This is a genomic window from Kribbella flavida DSM 17836, from assembly GCF_000024345.1.
Lineage (GTDB): Bacteria > Actinomycetota > Actinomycetes > Propionibacteriales > Kribbellaceae > Kribbella > Kribbella flavida.
The window spans coordinates 5,493,824-5,512,114 of sequence record NC_013729.1 but is presented as its reverse complement, the minus strand read 5'-3'; the positions used below and the strand labels follow the sequence as shown (position 1 = coordinate 5,512,114).

The window sequence follows — 18,291 nt, the reverse complement described above, 5'->3', positions numbered from 1 at the left end:
GGGCGGATCGGAGCGCGGTGGGTTGACTTTGGGTAACGCATACTGGCGGCGCGCCTGGAACGGGACCCGGATGTCGGAGCCGCGACGTACTGTGGTTGGTGTGAACCGGCGAATCTTCGGTCTGGAGAACGAGTACGGCGTCACCTGCACCTTTCGCGGTCAGCGCCGACTGACCCCCGATGAGGTGGCGCGGTACCTGTTTCGGCGCGTCGTGTCCTGGGGGCGGAGCAGCAACGTCTTCCTCCGCAACGGGGCCCGGCTCTATCTCGACGTGGGCTCCCACCCGGAGTACGCGACCGGCGAGTGCGACTCGGTCACCGACCTGATCGCGCACGACAAGGCCGGTGAGCGGATCCTCGAGGGACTGCTGGTCGACGCCCAGAAGCGGCTGCACGACGAGGGCATCTTCGGCGACGTCTACCTGTTCAAGAACAACACCGACTCGGCCGGCAACAGCTACGGCTGCCACGAGAACTACCTGGTCAGCCGGCACGGCGACTTCGCCAAGCTGGCCGACGTGCTGATCCCGTTCCTGGTCACTCGGCAGCTGATCTGCGGCGCCGGCAAGGTGCTGCAGACGCCGCGCGGCGCGGTGTACTCCGTGTCGCAGCGCGCCGAGCACATCTGGGAGGGCGTCTCCAGCGCGACCACCCGGTCCCGGCCGATCATCAACACCCGCGACGAGCCGCACGCGGACGCCGAGCGGTTCCGCCGGCTGCACGTGATCGTCGGCGACTCGAACATGTCCGAGACCACGATGCTGCTCAAGGTGGCCAGCACCGACCTGGTGCTGCGGATGATCGAGGCCGGCATCGTGATGCGCGACCTCACCCTCGACAACCCGATCAGGGCGATCCGCGAGATCAGCCACGACATGACCGGCCGCCGCGAGGTCCGGCTGGCCAACGGCCGCGAGGCCAGCGCGCTGGACATCCAGGGCGAGTACCTGTCGAAGGCGCGCGACTTCGTCGACCGCCGCGAGCTCGGCACGCCGGCCGTCGAGCGGGCGCTGTCGCTGTGGGAGCGGACGCTGAAGGCGATCGAGTCCGGCGACCTGTCCGGGATCGAGCGCGAGATCGACTGGGTGATCAAGTACCGGCTGATCGAGCGCTACCGCGCGCAGAACAACCTCGGCCTGGCCAGCCCGCGGGTGGCCCAGCTCGACCTGGCGTACCACGACATCCACCGGCCGCGCGGGCTGTACTACCTGCTCGAGCGCAAGGGCGCGGTCACCCGGGTGGTCGACGACCTGCGCGTCTTCGAGGCCAAGTCGGTGCCGCCGCAGACCACGCGGGCGCGGCTGCGCGGCGAGTTCATCAAACGGGCGCAGGAGCGGCGGCGCGACTTCACCGTCGACTGGGTGCACCTGAAGCTGAACGACCAGGCCCAGCGCACAGTGCTGTGCAAGGACCCGTTCAAGTCCCACGACGAGCGCGTCGAGAAGCTCATCGCCAGCATGTGAGGTCAGCGCCCGGCACGACGAACGCCCAGGCGCTGCACCCCACGTACAGATCCCTGTAGACGGAAGGGCAGAACGTCAATCGTCGCCGTCGCGCTTCTGACCGGCCTGTTCATCGGGCGCGAACTTCATCCCGAGCGCGGCCGTGATGATCAGCGCCAGGCAGGCGACGATGGCGAAGTTGTCACCCATCATCCCGTGCGGGGTCTCGATCGCCGGCCGGATCAGCAGGGACATGATCAGCAGACCGATGCCGATCCGCAGCAGCACCCTGGCCGCCGTCCTCATCATGGTCACTACCTACAACCGGTTGGGCTGAGGGCTTGCCTCGTCGGCAGCCAGGTGCTTCAGCGGTGGGATCTGGTCGAAGAAGAAGCAGGCGGTCCGGTGACCGGAGCCGATGTCGATGAGCGGCGGAGCCTCCTTGCGGCAGACGTCCTGGACCAACGGACACCGGTTGGAAAAAACGCATCCCTTCGTCGAGGGCTCGCCGGTCAGCCGCTCGGAACCGCCGCCCTCCGCGTCCCGCTTGCGCACCAGCACCGGATCCGGGACGGGAATCGCCTGGAGCAGCATGTGCGTGTACGGGTGGCTGGGTGTCTTGATCAGCTCCTCGACCGGGCCTTCTTCGACGATGTGGCCGTAGAACATGACCGCGATACGCCCGCCCTGCGCGAAGTACCGGACCACCCCGAAGTCGTGGCTGATGAAGACGAACCCGATGCCACGATCGCGCTGGAACGAGAGCAACAAGTCGAGGATCGCGACGCGCATCGACACGTCGAGCATGCTGGTCACCTCGTCGGCAACGATCAGCTTCGGCTGCAGACTGATGGCCCGGGCGATCGACACCCGCTGCCGCTGACCCCCGGACAACTGATGGGGGTATCGCTGCAGGAACGCCGGCGTGGCGTCCAGCCCGACCTGCTGCAACAGCTTGATCATCTCCGCCTGGACGGTTCGCCGGTTCGCCAACTTGTGCCGCAGCATCCCCGGAGCCAACGTAGCGCCGATGGTCAGCCCCGGATTCAGTGAACCGTACGGATCCTGATGCACCATCTGGACGCGACGCCGCCAGTCCTTGCGCTGCTTGCCCCGCAGTCCCGCGATGTCGCTGCCCTCGAAGGAGATGCTGCCGCTGCTGGGCTCGTGCAATCCGGCGATGAGTCGGCCCAGCGTGGTCTTGCCACAGCCGGATTCGCCCACCAGGGCCACGATCTCGCCCTCCTTGGTGGACAGCTCGACGTTGTGCAGTACCGGCCTGCCGGTGCCGGTGTCGTAGGTGTGCGTCACATTCCGCACGTCGAGCAGGCTCATGCCTTCGACACCTCCATCGGTACGACATCGCGATTCACGACGTGGCAGGCCACGAGGTGCCCACCACCATCGCCGAGCAGTGGGGGCTCGCTGTGCCGGCAGATGTCCTCCGCCAATCGGCACCTCGGAGCGAACCGGCAGCCGGCCGGCAGATCGGCGAGATTCGGCACCGCGCCGCCGATCGGCTGGACCCTGAGGCCCGCGTCCAGCACGCTCGGAATCGCGTTGATCAGCGCCTCGACGTAGGGATGCCGGCGTTCAGCTTTGAAGATCTCCTCGACCGTCCCGGTCTCGACCAGACGACCCGCGTACATCACGGCGACGCGGGTGGCCACCTCGGCGACGACCGCAAGATCATGCGTGACGAAGACGATCGTCACCCCGAGATCGCGATGAAGATCCTTGAGGATGTCGATCACCAGCCGCTGGTTGAGGACATCCAGCGCCGTGGTCGGCTCGTCCAGGATCACCACGGACGGCTTCAGCAACAAGGCAACGGCAATCGCCACGCGTTGCTTCATCCCGCCGGACAGTTGGCTCTCGAACGACTTCCAGATCCGCTTCGGCGGGAGTTGGACGAGCTCGAGAAGGTGCTCGAAGTGTTTGCGGCCCTCCTTCGGATCGGGGAACACCTCAGGATGCGCCTGCAAGATGTGGTCCACCTGCGTGCCGATGGTCACGACCGGATTGAACGCGTTCATCGCGCCCTGGAAGACCATCGCCAGTTCGGCACCGCGCAAGGCGTTGAGCTCGCGCTTCGACATCGTGACCAGGTCACGTCCCCGGAACCTGATGTTGCCGCCGGTGACCCGGCCCGGCGGCGGCACGATCTGCAGCATCGAATACGCCAGGGTGGACTTGCCACAGCCCGACTCGCCGACCAAGGCGTAGATCTCACCGGCGGCGACGGAGAGGCTGACGTTCTCGACGGCGCGGACCGAGCCGGCGCCGTCGCCGAAGGCGACCGTCAGGTCGTCGATCTCCAGCAGGGTCTGGTCGTCTGTGCTCACGCTGGTCACGCCGTTCACTGGACACGCAGCCTCGGGTTGAACACGCTGTCGAGCGCGCGGGAGAAGAACACGAACGCAACCTGCAGGATCACGATCGCGGCCATCGGGGAGAAGAGGTAGAACGCGCTGTCGGTGGTGTACAACGCTCCTTGGGCCATCGCGAGATTGATCATGATGCCCCAGTTGTTGCCGCTGATCGGAGCGATGCCGAGCAGGAACAGGCCCACGGACGCGTAGATGGCCCCGGTGATGGCCAGCAGGAAGTGAATCGCGACGTACGGCCCGACGTTCGGAAGCAGTTGCCGTCCGACCATGTTGCCGAGGGACACACCCTGGAGCTTGGCGGCTTCGACGAACTCCCTGCTGCGCAGGCTCATGGCCTGGGACCGGATCGCCCGGGCCAGCCCGGCCCAGGCGGTGATCGACAGGATGAAGGCCAGCACCACCGGGTTAGTGGTGTTGATCACGCTGGCGAGGACGATGATCAGCGGCAGGCCGGGGATGGTGAGGAAGATGTCGGTGACGCGCATGATGAGCGTGTCGGCCACTCCGCCGACGTACCCGGTCAGCAGTCCGATGGCCACGCCGACGAAGACCGTGATCACCGCGGACAGCACGCCGACGATCATGATCGGCCGGGTGCCCACGATGATCTGGGACAGCACACCCTGACCGAGGGAGTCGGTGCCGAGAGGGTGCTCCAGTGACGGAGGCAGGTACGCCTGGCTTGCGTCCTGCTCGGTGCCCACCTCGACGAGCATCGGGCCGAAGACCGCCGCCAGGCAGTAGATCAGCACGATCGCTCCGCCGATCAGGGCCCCCTTGTCGTGGCGCAGGATCCGCCACAGGTCGCTGAGGAATCTCATGCCATCGAACCTCCTGCCGGCAGCACTTCCTGATCGGGGTCGGTGGGCTGGTCAGCGGCGCGGGCGCGGGCGGCCGGATTGGCGATCCGGGGATCGACCAACGGGTAGAGCAGGTCGACCAGCAGATTGGTGATGATCACCGAGACCGTGATCAACAGGAAGCAGCCCATCATCAACGAGTAGTCGCGTTGGCCGACCGACTGGATCATGTAGAACCCGATCCCTGGGTACTGGAAGTAGGTCTCGATGAACACCGAGCCGCCGAACATGAAGCCCACGGACAGGGCCAGCTGCGTCACCATCGGCAGCATCGAGTTCCGCCCGACGTAGGACTGGGTGATCCGGCGATCGCTCAGTCCGCGTGACTCGGCCGCCCGGACGTACTCGGCACCGAGCACTGAGACCGCGCTGCCCTTCATACCGAGCGCCCATCCGCCGAACGACGTGATCACCGACGCGGCGATCGGCAGGACGGCGTGGTAGAGCACGCTGATCACGTACGGGCCGTTCAGCCCTGGTGTGACATCGACTCCGTAGGCTCCACCGGACGGAAACACCTGATAGACACTGGTCAGCACGTAGAGCAGCGCGATCGCCACCAGATAGCTCGGAATGGCGCTCAGAAAGGAGACGATGAAGGTCACCGACTGGGACAACCGGCTGCCCTGGAAGGCGGCCATCATCGCACCGACCGCGATACCGATGACGAAGCTGATGATCAGCGACACCGCCACCACCATGATCGTCCAGGGCAAGGCCTCGGCGATCACCGCCACCACGGTGGTGCCCGGATTGGTGATCGGGCGGCCGAGATCGCCACGCAGCGCGCCCCACACGTACTGGACGTACTGCTCCCAGACCGGAGCGTCGGGCGTCACGCTGTAGACGGCGCTGATCCGTTGCTGGATCTCAACTTCGCTGAGGCCGCCCTGCATCCGCAGCTGGGCCTCCAAAGCCGCCATCGGGTTGCCGGGCATCAGCCGGATCATGAAGAACGACAGGGAAACGACGATGTAGATGATCAGCAACGACATCGCCAGTCGTTTCAGGACGTAGGAAACCATCAGCGCCTTCCGGGGTCGGGGCCGTGTCGATCGACAACGCGTGCGGTGTCGTCCGGAAAGTGAAGGACTTACGGCTTGGGAGTGATGTAGCCCTGCTGCATCGCCAGCGAGAGCCCGCCGGTCATATCGGCGCTGATGATGTCCCACAGTTCACTGGTGTTGTTCTCGCCCAAGGGCGGCCAGTTCGTGAAGTCCTTGGTGGAGAACGGGAACTGGTAGACCTTGGTGGCGTACCAGATGTAGGGCACCTCTTCGTTGACCAGCTGCGCCCAGTTCCACACCTGCTTGTTCATCTCCTCGCCCGGTTCGACCGTGCGGACCTGCCGGTCGATGGTGCTGGCCACGTCGACCTCACCGAGACCAGGAACGTTCTTCTTCGGGCCGAAACCGATCCCGCGCTTTCCGGCGTAGTTGCCCTGGCGGGTGAAGTTGTATCCCGGGCCGAGCAGGAAGTTGTACATCCCGAGCGGGTTGCTGCCACCGACGAACGCCATGCCGGCCTGGAAGTCGCCGTTGTGCTGATCGGCGTCCTGCTGCGCCCCTGAGGTCGCGTTCACCTCGGACTTGATCCCGAACGCGGTCAGCGCCTTGGCTGCGGAGTTGAACGACGTGACGATGTCGCTGGTCTCGGCGTTGGCAGTGAAGGTGATCGTGAACGGCTTGCCGTCCGGCTTCATCCACTGATCGCCCTTCTTGGTGAAGCCCTCGCCCTGCAGCAGTTCGGTCGCCTTGGCCGCGTCGACCGGATACTTGTTCAGCTGCTCGATCTGCTCCGGCTTGAGGTAGAGCTCCTCGAGCGTCGGTGAGATGCCCGTGCTGACTTCCTTCCAGGTTCCACCGGCCGCGTCATCGGTGCCGTAGGCCGCCTCGCTGATCTGCTGCCGCGGAATCACGTACGCGAGTGCCTGCCGTACCGCTTTGGAGTCGAGCGGCTTCTGATTGCTGTTGAAGACGATGGCGAACCCGAAGCCGAGCGAGAGCGCCGTGTTGGAGTTGGGGGTCGTCTTCCAGCGGTTGAGGATGGGCGGCGGCATGTACACGTTGGACAGGTGCACGTTTCCGCTGAACAGTTGCGGATAGACGGTCTGGTTGGATCCGTTCAGGTACCGGATGCCGGCGAACTTGATCTGGTCCGCGTCCCAGAACCCGTCCCACTTGACCAGCTTGGCTTCCTTGGTGGTGATGTTCTCCAGCCGGAACGGCCCGTTGCCGATCAACTTGTCGACTTTCAGCGCGGCCAGGTTCTTGAACGCATCGCCCATCCGCCGGGCCTCGGCCAGCTTCGTGGCCTGCTCCGGATTCTGCTGCAGCGTGCGGAAATACTTGATCACGTCCTGCTTCAGCTCGTCGGTGACGAGCTGGCCGTACACGCTGGACGGGTACGGGCGGATGGCGTTCAAGATGTCCAGTTTCGCCAGTGACTCGGGCTGGCCTTCCTTCAGGGTGAAGGCGACCGTCTTGTCGTCCACGATGTCCACGCCGGTGATGTCGTTCCAGAACCCGTCACCGCGGAGCCCGTTCAAGATGGCGGTGTCGTGCAGATCCTTGCTCGTCACCGGCGTGCCGTCCTGCCACTTCGCATCGTCGCGCAGGTGGACGTTGAGCTTGCCGTTCTCGACCGCCCACTTGTCGGCCAGCTGCGGGACGAATTCCGTCAGGCTCGGTGCTTTCGCGATCGCCAGCCGCATGGTGATGAAGTCGTTCTGGATGCCGAGCTGGTTCACGTTGTACGGGTTGAAGGACCACGTCGTGTTCCAGCTGCAGCACGGGAAGAAGGTGAGGACCTTGCTGGAGTCGCCTCCTGCGGCGTCTGTGCCGCCGGCGTTCCCGGAGTTCTTGGCCGGGCTTCCCCCGCCTGCCGTGCCTGCGGTGCAGGCTGTCACCAACATGATCACCAGGCATGCCGAGACCAGGGCCAGCAGGCGCCTTCGGGCGCGACAGATTACTCGAGGCAACATCATCGTCGATCCTCTCGACCGGGGCGGGCGTCGGGCTCCGATCATGTCGAGATCGAGCGGTTTAGTAAAGAGGATGGAGGAACTACTTCGTGAGCGATACGGCCATGCTTGTTCGCGAACCGCGTGCTCGGGCTGTGCTGTGACTCCCTGGCCGAGAAGTACCCGCAGGACTCATGTCGACGTCCTGTCGACTCGACCGCTGAGCAGGACGCCGAGGTAGCGCGGCCGGTGAGTCTTGGCCCGGCCGCCGTCCGGGGCAGGGTTTTGTCGACGCTGCGTGACGTGACCGAACGGTGACGCAGGTGGTGGTCGGCGACTTGTCCGTGCCCGCTAGGGTGGGCGCGTTCATGGCTGTCCATCAAGGCGCGGGGTCCGCGCCGTGATATTTCGAGGTGCTTGTTCGTGCGCAAGCTGTTGAGTGTGGTCGCGGTCGTTGCGCTGGGGTCCTCCCTGGCCGCCTGCGGCTCCGAGTCCGGCGGGAACGACGACTTCGGTGCGGCCGGGGTCAAGGTCGAGTCCGAGTTCGGCAAGAAGCCGACCGTCACCCACCGCGACGGTGAGCCCGAGAAGACCCTGGTGACCGAGGTCCTCAAGGAGGGCGACGGTCCCGAGGTGAAGAAGGGTGAGCTGCTCACCGCCAACTACCTGGGCCAGATCTGGCGCGACGGCAAGGTCTTCGACAACTCCTACGACCGCGGTGCGCCGTCGTCGTTCCCGATCGGCGTCGGTGGCGTCATCGCCGGCTGGGACGAGGGTCTGGTCGGCAAGAAGATCGGCAGCCGGGTGCTGCTCTCGATCCCGTCCGACAAGGGCTACAAGGAGCAGGGCAACGAGCAGGCCGGCATCAAGGGCGACGACACGCTGATCTTCGTCGTCGACCTGGTCTCCGCGGCCGCCAACGACACCAAGCTGGATGCCGACCCGGTCGCCGCGCCGGCCACCAAGTTCAAGGTCACCGGCGAGCTGAACGCCGAGCCGAAGGTGACCGTTCCGGCCGGCTCCAAGCCGCCGGCCAAGCCGGGCAAGCCGGTCGTGATCGCCACCGGCAAGGGCAAGCCGGTCGACAAGTCCAGCACGGTCGTCGCGCGGTACGTGATCTTCGACTACGCCGGCAAGAAGCAGGCCAGCACCTGGGACGGCCAGCAGGGCCAGGCGGGCGCGCCGGCCGAGCTGCAGGTCGGCCCCGGTCCCACCGGCCAGACCGGTGCGCTGGACGCGCTGGCCGGCATTCCGGTCGGTAGCCGGGTCCTGGTCGAGCTGCCGCCGTCGAAGGACGACAAGGGCAAGACCGTCAACGCGTTCGCGGTGATCGACCTGATGAACAACTTCCCGGCCGGGAAGCAGCAGAAGTAGTCGCCACCCGCTCCGGTCCGCAGGCCGGCTCCCCGCACCGGGGAGCCGGCCTGCGGCGTGTGCGGCTTGTCAGGACCGGGCGCGGCGGAACCACGCGGTCGTGTCGGGGTGGAAGGTCAGCACGCAGGCCGTGATGACGGCGAGCACGTGCACGGTCCGGAGTACTGCGAAGACGACGAAACCGGCGGTCACGTCGACGCTCGCGACGTCGGCGCCGTCGGCCAGCCAGCTGATCGGGCTGATCAGCAAAGTGGCCAGTCCGACCGTGCCGAGCAGCACGGTGAGCAGCCAGCGGGACCACGGCACGCCGTGGCGGAAGTAGCGGTCGATGGTGACGAACAGCCCGCCGTACACGATCGTGCGCAGGGCGACCTGAGCGACCAGGCCGACCACGGGCGTACCGTCGCCGATCGCGCCGACGAGCCCGAGCACGGACTCGGCCACTCCGGCGCCGACCGCCAGGAACCACGCGCTGGTGGCCGTCCGGGCCGTGAGGGGTGCGGTGCGGACGACAGGTCGGGGACGTCTGATGTCGGTGGTGGTCATGGCTCCAGCATCGGCCGATCGCGGCCGCGCATCAGGAGTACAGGGACCCCGGTCCAGGTGGTGGTACGTCCACCAGCCGCGCCGCGTGCCGCCCGGAAGCCGCCGCCGCCTCGAAGTAGGCGCGGTCACCGTCGAGGTCGCGGCCCATCGTCGACAGCTTGACCGGCGCCTCCCGCAGGGCGTCGTACAGGCCCTCGACGCCGACCCGGACCACCCGGTGCCGGGCCTTCAGCGGTTCGGCCGCGTCGCGGACGGCGTCGCCGAAGTCGCCGGACAGGTCCGGTACGACGACGTCGGCCGGCTGCAGCGCCACCCGCCCGTACGCCGTGAGGCTGTGGTGCGAGATGCCCCGGTGACGGGGCCGGGGGTCGGCCTCGGAGATCCGCAGCGACGCGACGGGCCGGCCGCCGAGCGTGCCGACGGCGTTGACCGCCTCGCCCGACTGGACGCCGGAGAAGCCCCAGCGCGTCCCGGTGCCGAGGTTGCCGGGACCCTGGGTGAGCACGACCAGCTCCGCGGCCAGGACGTGCACCGCGGTGAGCAGGCCGGTGTGCACGGTCACGGCCTCGCGGTCGCCGCCGTACGCCTGGCCGACGGTCACCGTGCCGGCCAGCCAGCCGCTGTCCCGCAGCGAGGCGACCGTGCGGGAGAAAGCCAGCGGGAGGGCGCCGCCGTCGGTCATCACGTAGACGACGCGGGTGGTCGGCCGGGTTTCGTAGACCCCGGCCAGGACGGCGGGCAGCGCGGAGTGCAGGTCGGCCACGACAACCGGCGTACCGAAGAGGTCGTCGGCGTCCCGGAGTACGTCGTGGTCGGGGGAGTCCTGCTCGTCCGCGCCGAGCACCATCGCCTGCAGCGGGGTGTAGCGGGCCTTGACCAGGTGGCCGCTCTCCGGCGGATCGGCGGGCAGGCGGTCGGGGACCGCCACGACGAGCGCGTAGCCGCCGGTGCCGAGACCGCGGTCCAGGGCGCCGACGTTGAGCAGCACCCGGTCGCCCGGTTGCGGCCGGCCGACCAGATCGGGGTATGCGAGCGCCCGCACGCTCTGCTCGCCGACCCTCACCTTCAGTTCCTGCGCGCCAGTCCATGCCCGGCCGAGCTCGGTCACCACACCTTCACGCCAACGGATCACACGCAGACCCTAAGCCTGAACCTCCACCACTGACCAAGTGCCGCTGAACGGGTCCGCGGCGTGCGGATGGAGCGTGCGCCGGCGCGGTGTGGGCGGCTTGCTGAGTGGTGGGGGTCCGTCGGCGACGATCTCGAACGTCTGTTCGGCGCGCAGCACGCGATTCGGCCCGGAAACCCCGTAAGGTGGTCGGGTGTCGGCGCGGAAGAGTGAGCGGCTGCTCAACCTGGTGATCTGCCTGCTGGTCGCGCGCACGTACGTGACCAAGGAGCGGATCCGCGAGGTCGTCGAGGGCTACGCCGGGCAGACCGACGACGCCTTCGAGAAGATGTTCGAGCGCGACAAGGACGAGTTGCGCGACCTCGGCATCCCGATCGAGATGGGCACCATCGACAAGTTCTTCTCCGACGACGTGGGCTACCGGATCCGCCGCGACGTCTTCGAGCTGCCCGAGGTGCACCTGGAGCCGGACGAGGCCGCCGTGCTCGGCGTCGCCGCCCGGGTCTGGCAGCACGCCAGCCTGGCCGAGGCGACCACGTCGGCGGTGCTGAAGCTGAAGGCGGCCGGCATCCAGACCGACCAGTCCGCGCTGAGCGCGATCGAGCCGCACGTCGGCGCCTCCGAGCCGGCCTTCGACCCGCTGTGGTCCGCGGTGGTCAGCCGCACCGCGGTCCGGTTCGAGCACCGGCGCAGCGGCGCGACCGAGGCGACCAGACGGACCCTGGAGCCGTGGGGCATCGTGTCCTGGCACGGGCGCTGGTACGTCGTCGGGCGCGACCGGGACCGCGAGGCGACCCGGATGTTCCGGCTGTCCCGGATCGGCGGCAACGTGAAGACCGTCGGCGGGCCCGGCGCGTTCACCGTGCCGCCCGGGACCGACATCCGCTCGCTGGTCGCCGAGCTGGCGCCGCCGCGGCCGACGTCCGAGGCGAAGGTGCGGGCCCGGACCGGGTCCTGCGTCAGCCTGCGCCGCCGGGCGAACGCGATCGAGCCGTACGAGCAGGGCTGGGACCTGCTGCACGTCCCGTACGCCGACTCCGGCGTCCTGGCCGAGGAGATCGCGTCGTACGGGCCGGACGCGGTGGTGGAGGGCCCCGGGGACGTGCTGGACGGCGTACTGCGGCGGCTGCGCACGGTGGCAGGGGTGTCCGGATGAGCAACGCGCGGGACCAGGTCCAGCGGCTGCTCGCGCTGGTGCCGTACCTGCGGGAGAACGACGGCGCCCGGGTGGACGACGTCGCCGCGGAGTTCGGGGTCCGGCCGAAGCAGATCATCGCCGATCTCAAGGTGCTGTGGTTCTGCGGCCTGCCGGGCGCGCAGATGGGCGACCTGATCGAGATCGACATCGACGCCGCCGAGGGCGAGGGCGTCATCCACCTGAACAACGCCGACTACCTGGCCCGGCCGCTGCGGCTCGCGGCGGACGAGGCGCTCGCGCTGCTGACCGCGCTGCGCACCCTGCGCGAGGTGACGGCCGGGGCGGACCGCGACGCCGTCGACCGCGCGATCAGCAAGCTGGAGACCGCCGCCGGCCAAGGTGCGGGGGCCGGCGAGAGCGCGGCCGCCCACGTGCACGTCGAGCCCGCCGCGCCGGAGATCGCCGAGACGGTCAACCGGGGCCTGGCCGGGCAGCGCCGCCTGCACCTGACGTACGACGTACCGTCGCGGGACGAGACGACCGAGCGGGACGTGGACCCGATGCGGCTGGTCGTCTCCGAGGGGCGTACCTACCTCGAGGCGTGGTGCCGGCTGGCGGAGGACGTGCGGTTGTTCCGGCTCGACCGGATCGCCGGGGTCAAGCTGCTCGACCTGCCGAGCGAACCGCCGCCGGAGGCGACCCCGCGCGACCTGTCGAACGGGATGTTCCAGCCGTCGGAGCGGGATCTGCTCGCCACCGTCTCGCTGGCGCCGCCGGCGCGATGGGTGGCGGAGTACTACCCCACGGAGTCGGTTGAGGAAGGGCCGGACGGGTCGCTGATCATCAAGCTGCGGGTGGCCGACACTGCTTGGCTGCAGCGGCTGGTACTTCGGCTCGGTGGCTCAGCCACGGTTCTGGAGCCGGCCGAGCTCGGGGCGCAGATCGCCGGCACGGCCCGCGAGGCCCTCGCGGCGTACGACGACCACCTCTGAACGGCGAGTCGCGCCTCCGCCGCCCCCGGCGTCCGCCTGCCTCCGGCGTTTCAGGGGTTAACCCACCAGATGCAGGGTTGGCCTCCCCGATTTCCATGGGCCAACCCTGCACTTGCAGGGTTAACCCCTCAGACGGCGACGTGGAGGGCGGGAGGAGGGTTGGCGGGGAGGGCAGCGCGGGGGTATGGGGGAGCCGGGGGTGAGGCGCGGCGCGGGTGGTGGCGTGGGTGACGCGAAGGCGCGGGGAGCTGGAGTGGGTACGCGTGGGTGGGGGGCGGTCAGCCTTGGCTGAGGAGGCGTTCCAGCGGGGTGCGGAAGCGGGGGGTGATGCGGACGCCGGCGAGCCAGGTGGTCCAGCGGGCGGCGTGGTCCTCGATGGCGGCGAGGGTGTCGCGGCCGACGTCTTCCAGGAGCTGGTAGCGGACCTCGCCGGACTCGGGCTGGCCCCAGGCGCCGACGATGCGGCCGTCGGCCCAGATGGTGGGGCCGATGTTGCCGGTGGTGTCGAACAGCCGGGACTTGTGCTCGCCGAGGTACCAGTCGCGGTCCTTCCAGCCCATCGGCGTCGGGTCGAGCGCGGGCAGGAACGCGACCCAGGGCTCGACCTCCACCTCCGGAGCCTCGTCGCCGGGCAGGACGTAGCCGGTGGCGCCGTCCAGGTCGACCTCGACCGCCTCGATCGCGACCAGCGCCTTCCTGGTCTGACCGAGCGTCCAGCCTGTCCACCACTGCAGGTCCGCCAGTGTGCCCGGGCCGAAGGACTCCAGCCAGGCACGAGCGAGCTTCGTCCGGGCTTCGTCCGCGGTCAGGTCGCCGCGCAGTCCCTCGGGCAGCCACTTCTCCGCCGGGGACCACTGGTGCTGGCTGCTCAGCCACGTGCCGAGCGGGCGGCCGCGCACGATCCGGCCCTCGGCGGCGAGCTGGAAGAGGACGCGACTGGTGACGTACGGCTGAGTGGCGTACGACTTGCCGGTCGCCATCGCCAGCCGGCTGCGCAGCCGCGGCTCGTCCTGAGCGAGCTCCTGGGCCGTTGCCGACCCGCGCAGGGTCAGCGCCGTTGCGGTCGACTCCTCCACCGACCGCAACCACTGCCCAGCGCTGTCGGCATCCGGCGCGATCCCGGCCTCGACCAGATGCTTCACCAGGAGCTTGCGCTGCTTGAGCGCGATGTCGTCGGAACACGCCGCCTGCACCACCGGCGCCAACGACGTCGGTACGACGAAAACGGTGCGCCGCATCCCGAGCATCCGGATCAGCGCGCGGTCCTCGTACAGGGCACGCTCCGTGTGCGTGACGTCGCTGCCCGGCACCCGGGCCGCGACCGACAGATGCACGGTCGCCGGATCGGTGGCGTGCAGGACCACCAGCGACGCGGCGGCCTGCACCGGGTCGGCCGCCTGGCACGACGTCGCCAGCCGGTGCCGGCGGCCGAGTCGTCTCCGCCGTTGCTCGATCCCGATCCGCAGCATGTTCCCCCTTGGTCGTACGGCCCGCCCTCGCCGGACACCAATTCTTACCATCACGTTCCGACACCGTTGGGCCGCGGTAACACCCGGCGGCGTGGGTGCGGGCCCAGAACCGGATAGGCTCCTGCTCATGTACTGGTTCCTGCTGTTCCTCGCGGTGGTGGCGGTGTGGCTGCTGGTCCTCGCCCTGCTCGCCCGGAAGCTGTGGGGCCAGGTCAAGGCGCTGACACGTGAGTTCGTCGCCGCCCAGTCCAAGCTCGAGCAGGCGCAGTCGCGCGGATCCGGACGGACCCGGGCGGCGGACGCCGGCCGGGCGTAGTATTCGGCCCAGTCTCACGTGAGCCACCGTTTGTCGTGAAAGGGAGATCGTCATGGCCCCGCTTATCGGTATGCCCCAGGGCGCCGAGTGGCTCGTCATCCTCGCGATCGTCGTGCTGCTGTTCGGTTCGGCCAAGCTGCCCGCGCTGGTCAAGCAGCTCGGCCGGTCGAAGAAGATCTGGGAGGAGGAGGTCGGCACCGGCAAGAAGAAGGACGCCGAGCTGACCGAGGGCACCCAGCCCACCGCCCAGCAGCAGACCACGCCGCCCGTGCAGCAGGCCCAGCCGGTTCAGCAGGCCCAGCCGGTTCAGCAGCCGAACCAGGTCAACGGCCAGGCCCCGGGCGACGGCATGCCGCCGACGCACACGGCCAACTGAGCCCCGCGCTCCACCTGTGACGCTGGTGAGGATCGGACGGCGGAAAGAGCGCCGCCCGGAGGACGACGAGGGCCGGATGACGCTCCGCGAGCACATCGCGGAGCTGCGCAACCGCCTGCTCATCGCGGTGCTCGCGATCGTGCTGATGTCGGTCGTCGGCTACATCTTCTACGACCAGGCGCTCGACTTCCTCAAGCGGCCGTTCGACGCCGGCGTCAAGGACCTGATCGCCAGCAAGAACGGCGGCAAGGAGCCCGAGCTCACCTTCAACTCGGTGACCTCGCCGTTCACCTTCCAGATCAAGATCTCGCTGGTGTTCGGCCTGATGCTGGCCAGCCCGATCTGGTTGTACGAGCTGTGGGCGTTCATCGCGCCCGGGCTGCACCGCTCGGAGCGCCGCTGGGCGGTGCTGTTCGCGGCGATCGCCACGCCGCTGTTCGCGGCCGGGCTCGCGGTGGCGTACTGGACGCTGCCGAAGGGCATCGAGATCCTGATCGGGTTCACCCCGGACTTCGCGCAGAACCTGATCACGCTGCCGGAGTACCTGGACTTCGTGCTGCGCACGATGCTGGTGTTCGGGATCGCGTTCCTGCTGCCGCTGGTGGTCGTGCTGCTGAACATCGTCGGCCTGGTGCCGGCCGCGGCGCTGGCGAAGTTCCGGCCGTACATCGTGCTCGGCATCTTCGTTTTCGGCGCGGTCGCGACGCCGTCCGGTGACCCGTTCTCGCTGATGTTCCTGGCGCTGCCGATGTGTGCGCTGTTCTTCGCCGCCGAGGTGATCGCCCGGATCATCGACAAGCGCCGGGCGCGGAAGACCGAAGAACTGCTGGCGGAGTGAGCGGGCGCAGGATCGCGCTGGTGGTCAACCCCACCAGCGGCCGTGGACTGGGCGCGCGGGTGGCGCCGGTGGTGCGGCAGCGGCTGGCGGCCGCCGGCCTGACGGTCGACGAGTTCACCACCACCTGCGCCGAGGACGTCGGCCGGATTTCCGCGGAGGTGATCGCGTCCGGTGCGGACTCGGTCGCTCTGGTCGGCGGCGACGGCACGCTGCACCTCGCCGCGCAGGTGCTCGCCGGGTCGGGCATGCCGTTCGGCGTCATCCCGGCCGGGACCGGCAACGACTTCGCCCGCGGCCTCGGCGTACCGCTGAAGGACCCGGTGGCGGCGGCCGAGCTGATCGTGGCCGGCCGGACCCGCCCGGTCGATCTGGCGGTTTCCGGCCAGGAGTTCATCACCACCGTGGTGGCCGGCGGCTTCGACTCGCTGGTCAACAAGCGGGCCAACGCGATGACCTGGCCCAAGGGCAACGCCCGCTACACCCTGGCCACGCTGGCCGAGCTGCGCACCTTCAAGCCGCTGCCGTACGTCGTGACGGTCGACGGCGAGGTGATCGAAACCGACGCGATGCTGGTCGCGGTCGGCACCGGTCCGACGTACGGGGGCGGGCTGCAGATCTGTGCCGGCGCCGAGATCGACGACGGGCTGCTGGACGTCACCATCATCAAGCCGGTGTCACGGCTGACGCTGCTGCAGATGTTCCCCAAGTTGTCCAAGGGCACGCACGTCGGCCATCCGAAGGTGCTGGCGCTGCGCGGCACGACCGTCCGGCTGGAGTCTCCGACGGTCACCGCGTACGCCGACGGCGAGGTCCTCGGCCCGCTGCCGGTCGACATCACGATCGAGCCGGGCGCCCTCAGCGTCTACGCCTGATCCGGGCCGGAGGTGGTGCGTACGCCACCCTCGAAGCGGCGTACGGGCGACTGTGGCGCGCCGCCGTTCCTCCTAGCGTCGTACCCGACGAAAGGAGCGCGACATGCGCGCGATGATCGCGAGTGTGCTGGCGGCGATGGTGCTGGCCGGAACGGCGGGGCACGCCGTCGCCGAGGACGGCGGGGGGAGTGCGGACGGGGTGCGGTGGCACGCGAGCTGTGCCACCGGACCGGACGATGAGCTCGGGAGCAAGCTGGACGAGGCGAAGGCCAGGTGCGGGGAGATCTCCGTACCGCTGGACTACCGCGACCCGGATGGTCGTCACCTCACCGTGGCGTTCTCACACCTCCCGGCGAAGGACAGGGCGGACCGGATCGGTGCTCTGGTTCTGAACGACGGTGGCCCGGGCGTCGGCGCGCTGGGCATGCCGCTGCGCCTGCGCGACACCCTGGGCCAGTACGACCTGATCGGGATGGACCCGCGCTTCACCGGCCGCAGTACGCCGCTCGACTGCGGCTGGCCGACCGCGTTGCACCTGCGGGCGGCGCCGACCCGGGCGGCCTTCGCCGACGCGCTGCACCTCTCCCGCGATCTCGCGGACCGCTGCAGCAAGGACAAGGACGTTCTCCCGCACGCCACGACAGCCAACACCGCGCGGGACATGGACCGTCTCCGCATCGCCCTGGGAGAGCCGCGACTGCACTACCTGGGCTACTCCTACGGCAGCTACCTGGGCATGGTGTACCTGCAGTTGTTCGGGCAGTACGCCGGACGGTTCGTGCTGGACGGTCCGGTCGCCCCGGACCGGATCGGCTCGGACCTGCTCCGCGAGACCGGCCCGGCCAACGAAGCGGCGCTCCGGGACTGGGCGCAGTGGGCGGCCGGCCAGGATGCGACGTACCACCTCGGCCGTACGCCGGCGCAGGTCGTCGCCGGCGTGCAGGAGTTGATCAGCACCGCCGAGCGGCGTCCCCTGCCGGTCGGGGAGCACAGAGTCGATGCCGGCGTGCTCCCGGTGATGCTCTGGATGCTGGTCCCGGACGACCGGCCGGAGGGCAACGCCATGCTGGCGCGCGTGGTCATGGACCTGCGCGCGGCCGCACGCGGCGAATCCGTCGATCCCGACTCACCGCTGATGGCCCTGGCCGGCTTCCTGCTCACCGGCAAGGAGTCCGCGACCGCCAGTGCGCTCGCCGCGATCACCTGCGCGGACCGGGCGACCGCGGTGACCGCCCGCTCCGCCTGGCCCGACATCCAGCGGCACCGGCGCACCGAGCCGGTCTTCGGATCGCTGGTCCGCAACGTCGGGGTCTGCGCGTACTGGCCGACGCGTCCGGTGCAGACGCCGGTCACGATCGGTAACGACCGGCCCGCGCTGCTGATCACCGCCACCCGCGACACCCGCGTCACCTGGGACCAGGCGCTCGCCAGCCGCCGGGTCCTGACCGGCTCCCGGTTGCTCAGCGTGAACGCCCGCAAGCACGGCCTGTACCGCGAGTACGGCAACGCCTGTGTTGACCGCACCACGACGGAGTACCTGCTCACCGGTCGGCTGCCGCGGGCGGACACCACCTGCTGACGAACCTGG

The 18,291-nt window shown here is 68.9% G+C and carries 18 protein-coding genes; 9 read left to right on the top strand and 9 right to left on the bottom strand.

The window, feature by feature from the left end:
• Nucleotides 1–100 precede the first annotated feature (100 nt).
• Nucleotides 101–1,462 (top strand): Pup--protein ligase, encoded by a 1,362-nt coding sequence (gene pafA / locus KFLA_RS25335; RefSeq protein WP_012922680.1) that lies wholly within the window; start codon nucleotides 101–103, stop codon nucleotides 1,460–1,462.
• A 75-nt stretch (nucleotides 1,463–1,537) separates the two neighbouring features.
• Here pafA and KFLA_RS25330 read toward each other — a convergent pair whose 3' ends face one another.
• From KFLA_RS25330 to KFLA_RS25305, 6 genes are all read right to left on the bottom strand, one after another.
• On the bottom strand, nucleotides 1,538–1,729 hold the full coding sequence (locus KFLA_RS25330; RefSeq protein ID WP_041289475.1) for a hypothetical protein: 192 nt from the start codon (nucleotides 1,727–1,729) through the stop codon (nucleotides 1,538–1,540).
• Between the two features lie 30 nt (nucleotides 1,730–1,759).
• The gene (locus KFLA_RS25325) at nucleotides 1,760–2,776 is read right to left on the bottom strand and encodes an oligopeptide/dipeptide ABC transporter ATP-binding protein (protein WP_012922678.1); all 1,017 of its coding nucleotides are present in this window, start codon (nucleotides 2,774–2,776) and stop codon (nucleotides 1,760–1,762) included.
• Nucleotides 2,773–3,786: an ABC transporter ATP-binding protein gene (locus tag KFLA_RS25320; RefSeq protein WP_063822850.1), complete on the bottom strand. Its 1,014-nt coding sequence runs from the start codon at nucleotides 3,784–3,786 to the stop codon at nucleotides 2,773–2,775. The genes KFLA_RS25325 and KFLA_RS25320 overlap by 4 nt, the downstream gene beginning before the upstream one ends.
• Nucleotides 3,787–3,800: 14 nt before the next feature.
• Nucleotides 3,801–4,652, bottom strand: coding sequence for an ABC transporter permease (locus KFLA_RS25315; protein ID WP_012922676.1), 852 nt, complete (start codon nucleotides 4,650–4,652; stop codon nucleotides 3,801–3,803).
• Complete coding sequence (locus KFLA_RS25310) at nucleotides 4,649–5,716, bottom strand: ABC transporter permease (protein WP_012922675.1); 1,068 nt, start codon at nucleotides 5,714–5,716, stop codon at nucleotides 4,649–4,651. The genes KFLA_RS25315 and KFLA_RS25310 overlap by 4 nt, the downstream gene beginning before the upstream one ends.
• 68 nt (nucleotides 5,717–5,784) lie before the next feature.
• Complete coding sequence (locus KFLA_RS25305; RefSeq protein WP_158307299.1) at nucleotides 5,785–7,605, bottom strand: ABC transporter substrate-binding protein; 1,821 nt, start codon at nucleotides 7,603–7,605, stop codon at nucleotides 5,785–5,787.
• A 471-nt stretch (nucleotides 7,606–8,076) separates the two neighbouring features.
• Between KFLA_RS25305 and KFLA_RS25300 the strand changes: the two genes are divergently transcribed.
• A complete protein-coding gene (locus tag KFLA_RS25300; protein ID WP_012922673.1) occupies nucleotides 8,077–9,027 on the top strand; it encodes an FKBP-type peptidyl-prolyl cis-trans isomerase in 951 nt (316 codons plus the stop codon).
• A 69-nt stretch (nucleotides 9,028–9,096) separates the two neighbouring features.
• Here KFLA_RS25300 and KFLA_RS25295 read toward each other — a convergent pair whose 3' ends face one another.
• Both KFLA_RS25295 and KFLA_RS25290 read right to left on the bottom strand, forming a co-directional pair.
• The gene (locus KFLA_RS25295; RefSeq protein ID WP_012922672.1) at nucleotides 9,097–9,573 is read right to left on the bottom strand and encodes a hypothetical protein; all 477 of its coding nucleotides are present in this window, start codon (nucleotides 9,571–9,573) and stop codon (nucleotides 9,097–9,099) included.
• A 31-nt stretch (nucleotides 9,574–9,604) separates the two neighbouring features.
• Nucleotides 9,605–10,705, bottom strand: a complete 1,101-nt coding sequence (locus KFLA_RS25290) for a DUF3866 family protein (protein WP_012922671.1) — start codon at nucleotides 10,703–10,705, stop codon at nucleotides 9,605–9,607.
• A 190-nt stretch (nucleotides 10,706–10,895) separates the two neighbouring features.
• Between KFLA_RS25290 and KFLA_RS25285 the strand changes: the two genes are divergently transcribed.
• On the top strand, nucleotides 10,896–11,858 hold the full coding sequence (locus KFLA_RS25285; RefSeq protein WP_012922670.1) for a helix-turn-helix transcriptional regulator: 963 nt from the start codon (nucleotides 10,896–10,898) through the stop codon (nucleotides 11,856–11,858).
• Nucleotides 11,855–12,832, top strand: a complete 978-nt coding sequence (locus KFLA_RS25280; protein WP_012922669.1) for a helix-turn-helix transcriptional regulator — start codon at nucleotides 11,855–11,857, stop codon at nucleotides 12,830–12,832. Before KFLA_RS25285 ends, KFLA_RS25280 begins: the two co-directional genes overlap by 4 nt.
• A gap of 278 nt (nucleotides 12,833–13,110) precedes the next feature.
• Here KFLA_RS25280 and KFLA_RS25275 read toward each other — a convergent pair whose 3' ends face one another.
• Entirely contained in the window at nucleotides 13,111–14,301 is a 1,191-nt protein-coding gene (locus tag KFLA_RS25275; RefSeq protein ID WP_012922668.1) for a winged helix DNA-binding domain-containing protein, read from the bottom strand.
• Between the two features lie 127 nt (nucleotides 14,302–14,428).
• On the opposite strand from KFLA_RS25275, the gene KFLA_RS25270 reads away from it, so the two are divergent.
• From KFLA_RS25270 to KFLA_RS25250, 5 genes are all read left to right on the top strand, one after another.
• Entirely contained in the window at nucleotides 14,429–14,617 is a 189-nt protein-coding gene (locus KFLA_RS25270; RefSeq protein ID WP_012922667.1) for a hypothetical protein, read from the top strand.
• Between the two features lie 52 nt (nucleotides 14,618–14,669).
• Nucleotides 14,670–14,993 carry a twin-arginine translocase TatA/TatE family subunit gene (locus KFLA_RS25265; protein ID WP_012922666.1) on the top strand — a complete coding sequence of 108 codons (324 nt, stop codon included), beginning with the start codon at nucleotides 14,670–14,672 and terminating at the stop codon, nucleotides 14,991–14,993.
• 25 nt (nucleotides 14,994–15,018) lie between these two features.
• Nucleotides 15,019–15,831: a twin-arginine translocase subunit TatC gene (gene tatC / locus KFLA_RS25260; RefSeq protein WP_041290489.1), complete on the top strand. Its 813-nt coding sequence runs from the start codon at nucleotides 15,019–15,021 to the stop codon at nucleotides 15,829–15,831.
• Nucleotides 15,828–16,703: a diacylglycerol/lipid kinase family protein gene (locus KFLA_RS25255; protein WP_012922664.1), complete on the top strand. Its 876-nt coding sequence runs from the start codon at nucleotides 15,828–15,830 to the stop codon at nucleotides 16,701–16,703. Before tatC ends, KFLA_RS25255 begins: the two co-directional genes overlap by 4 nt.
• 103 nt (nucleotides 16,704–16,806) lie before the next feature.
• Nucleotides 16,807–18,282 carry an alpha/beta fold hydrolase gene (locus KFLA_RS25250; RefSeq protein ID WP_012922663.1) on the top strand — a complete coding sequence of 492 codons (1,476 nt, stop codon included), beginning with the start codon at nucleotides 16,807–16,809 and terminating at the stop codon, nucleotides 18,280–18,282.
• Nucleotides 18,283–18,291 lie beyond the last annotated feature (9 nt).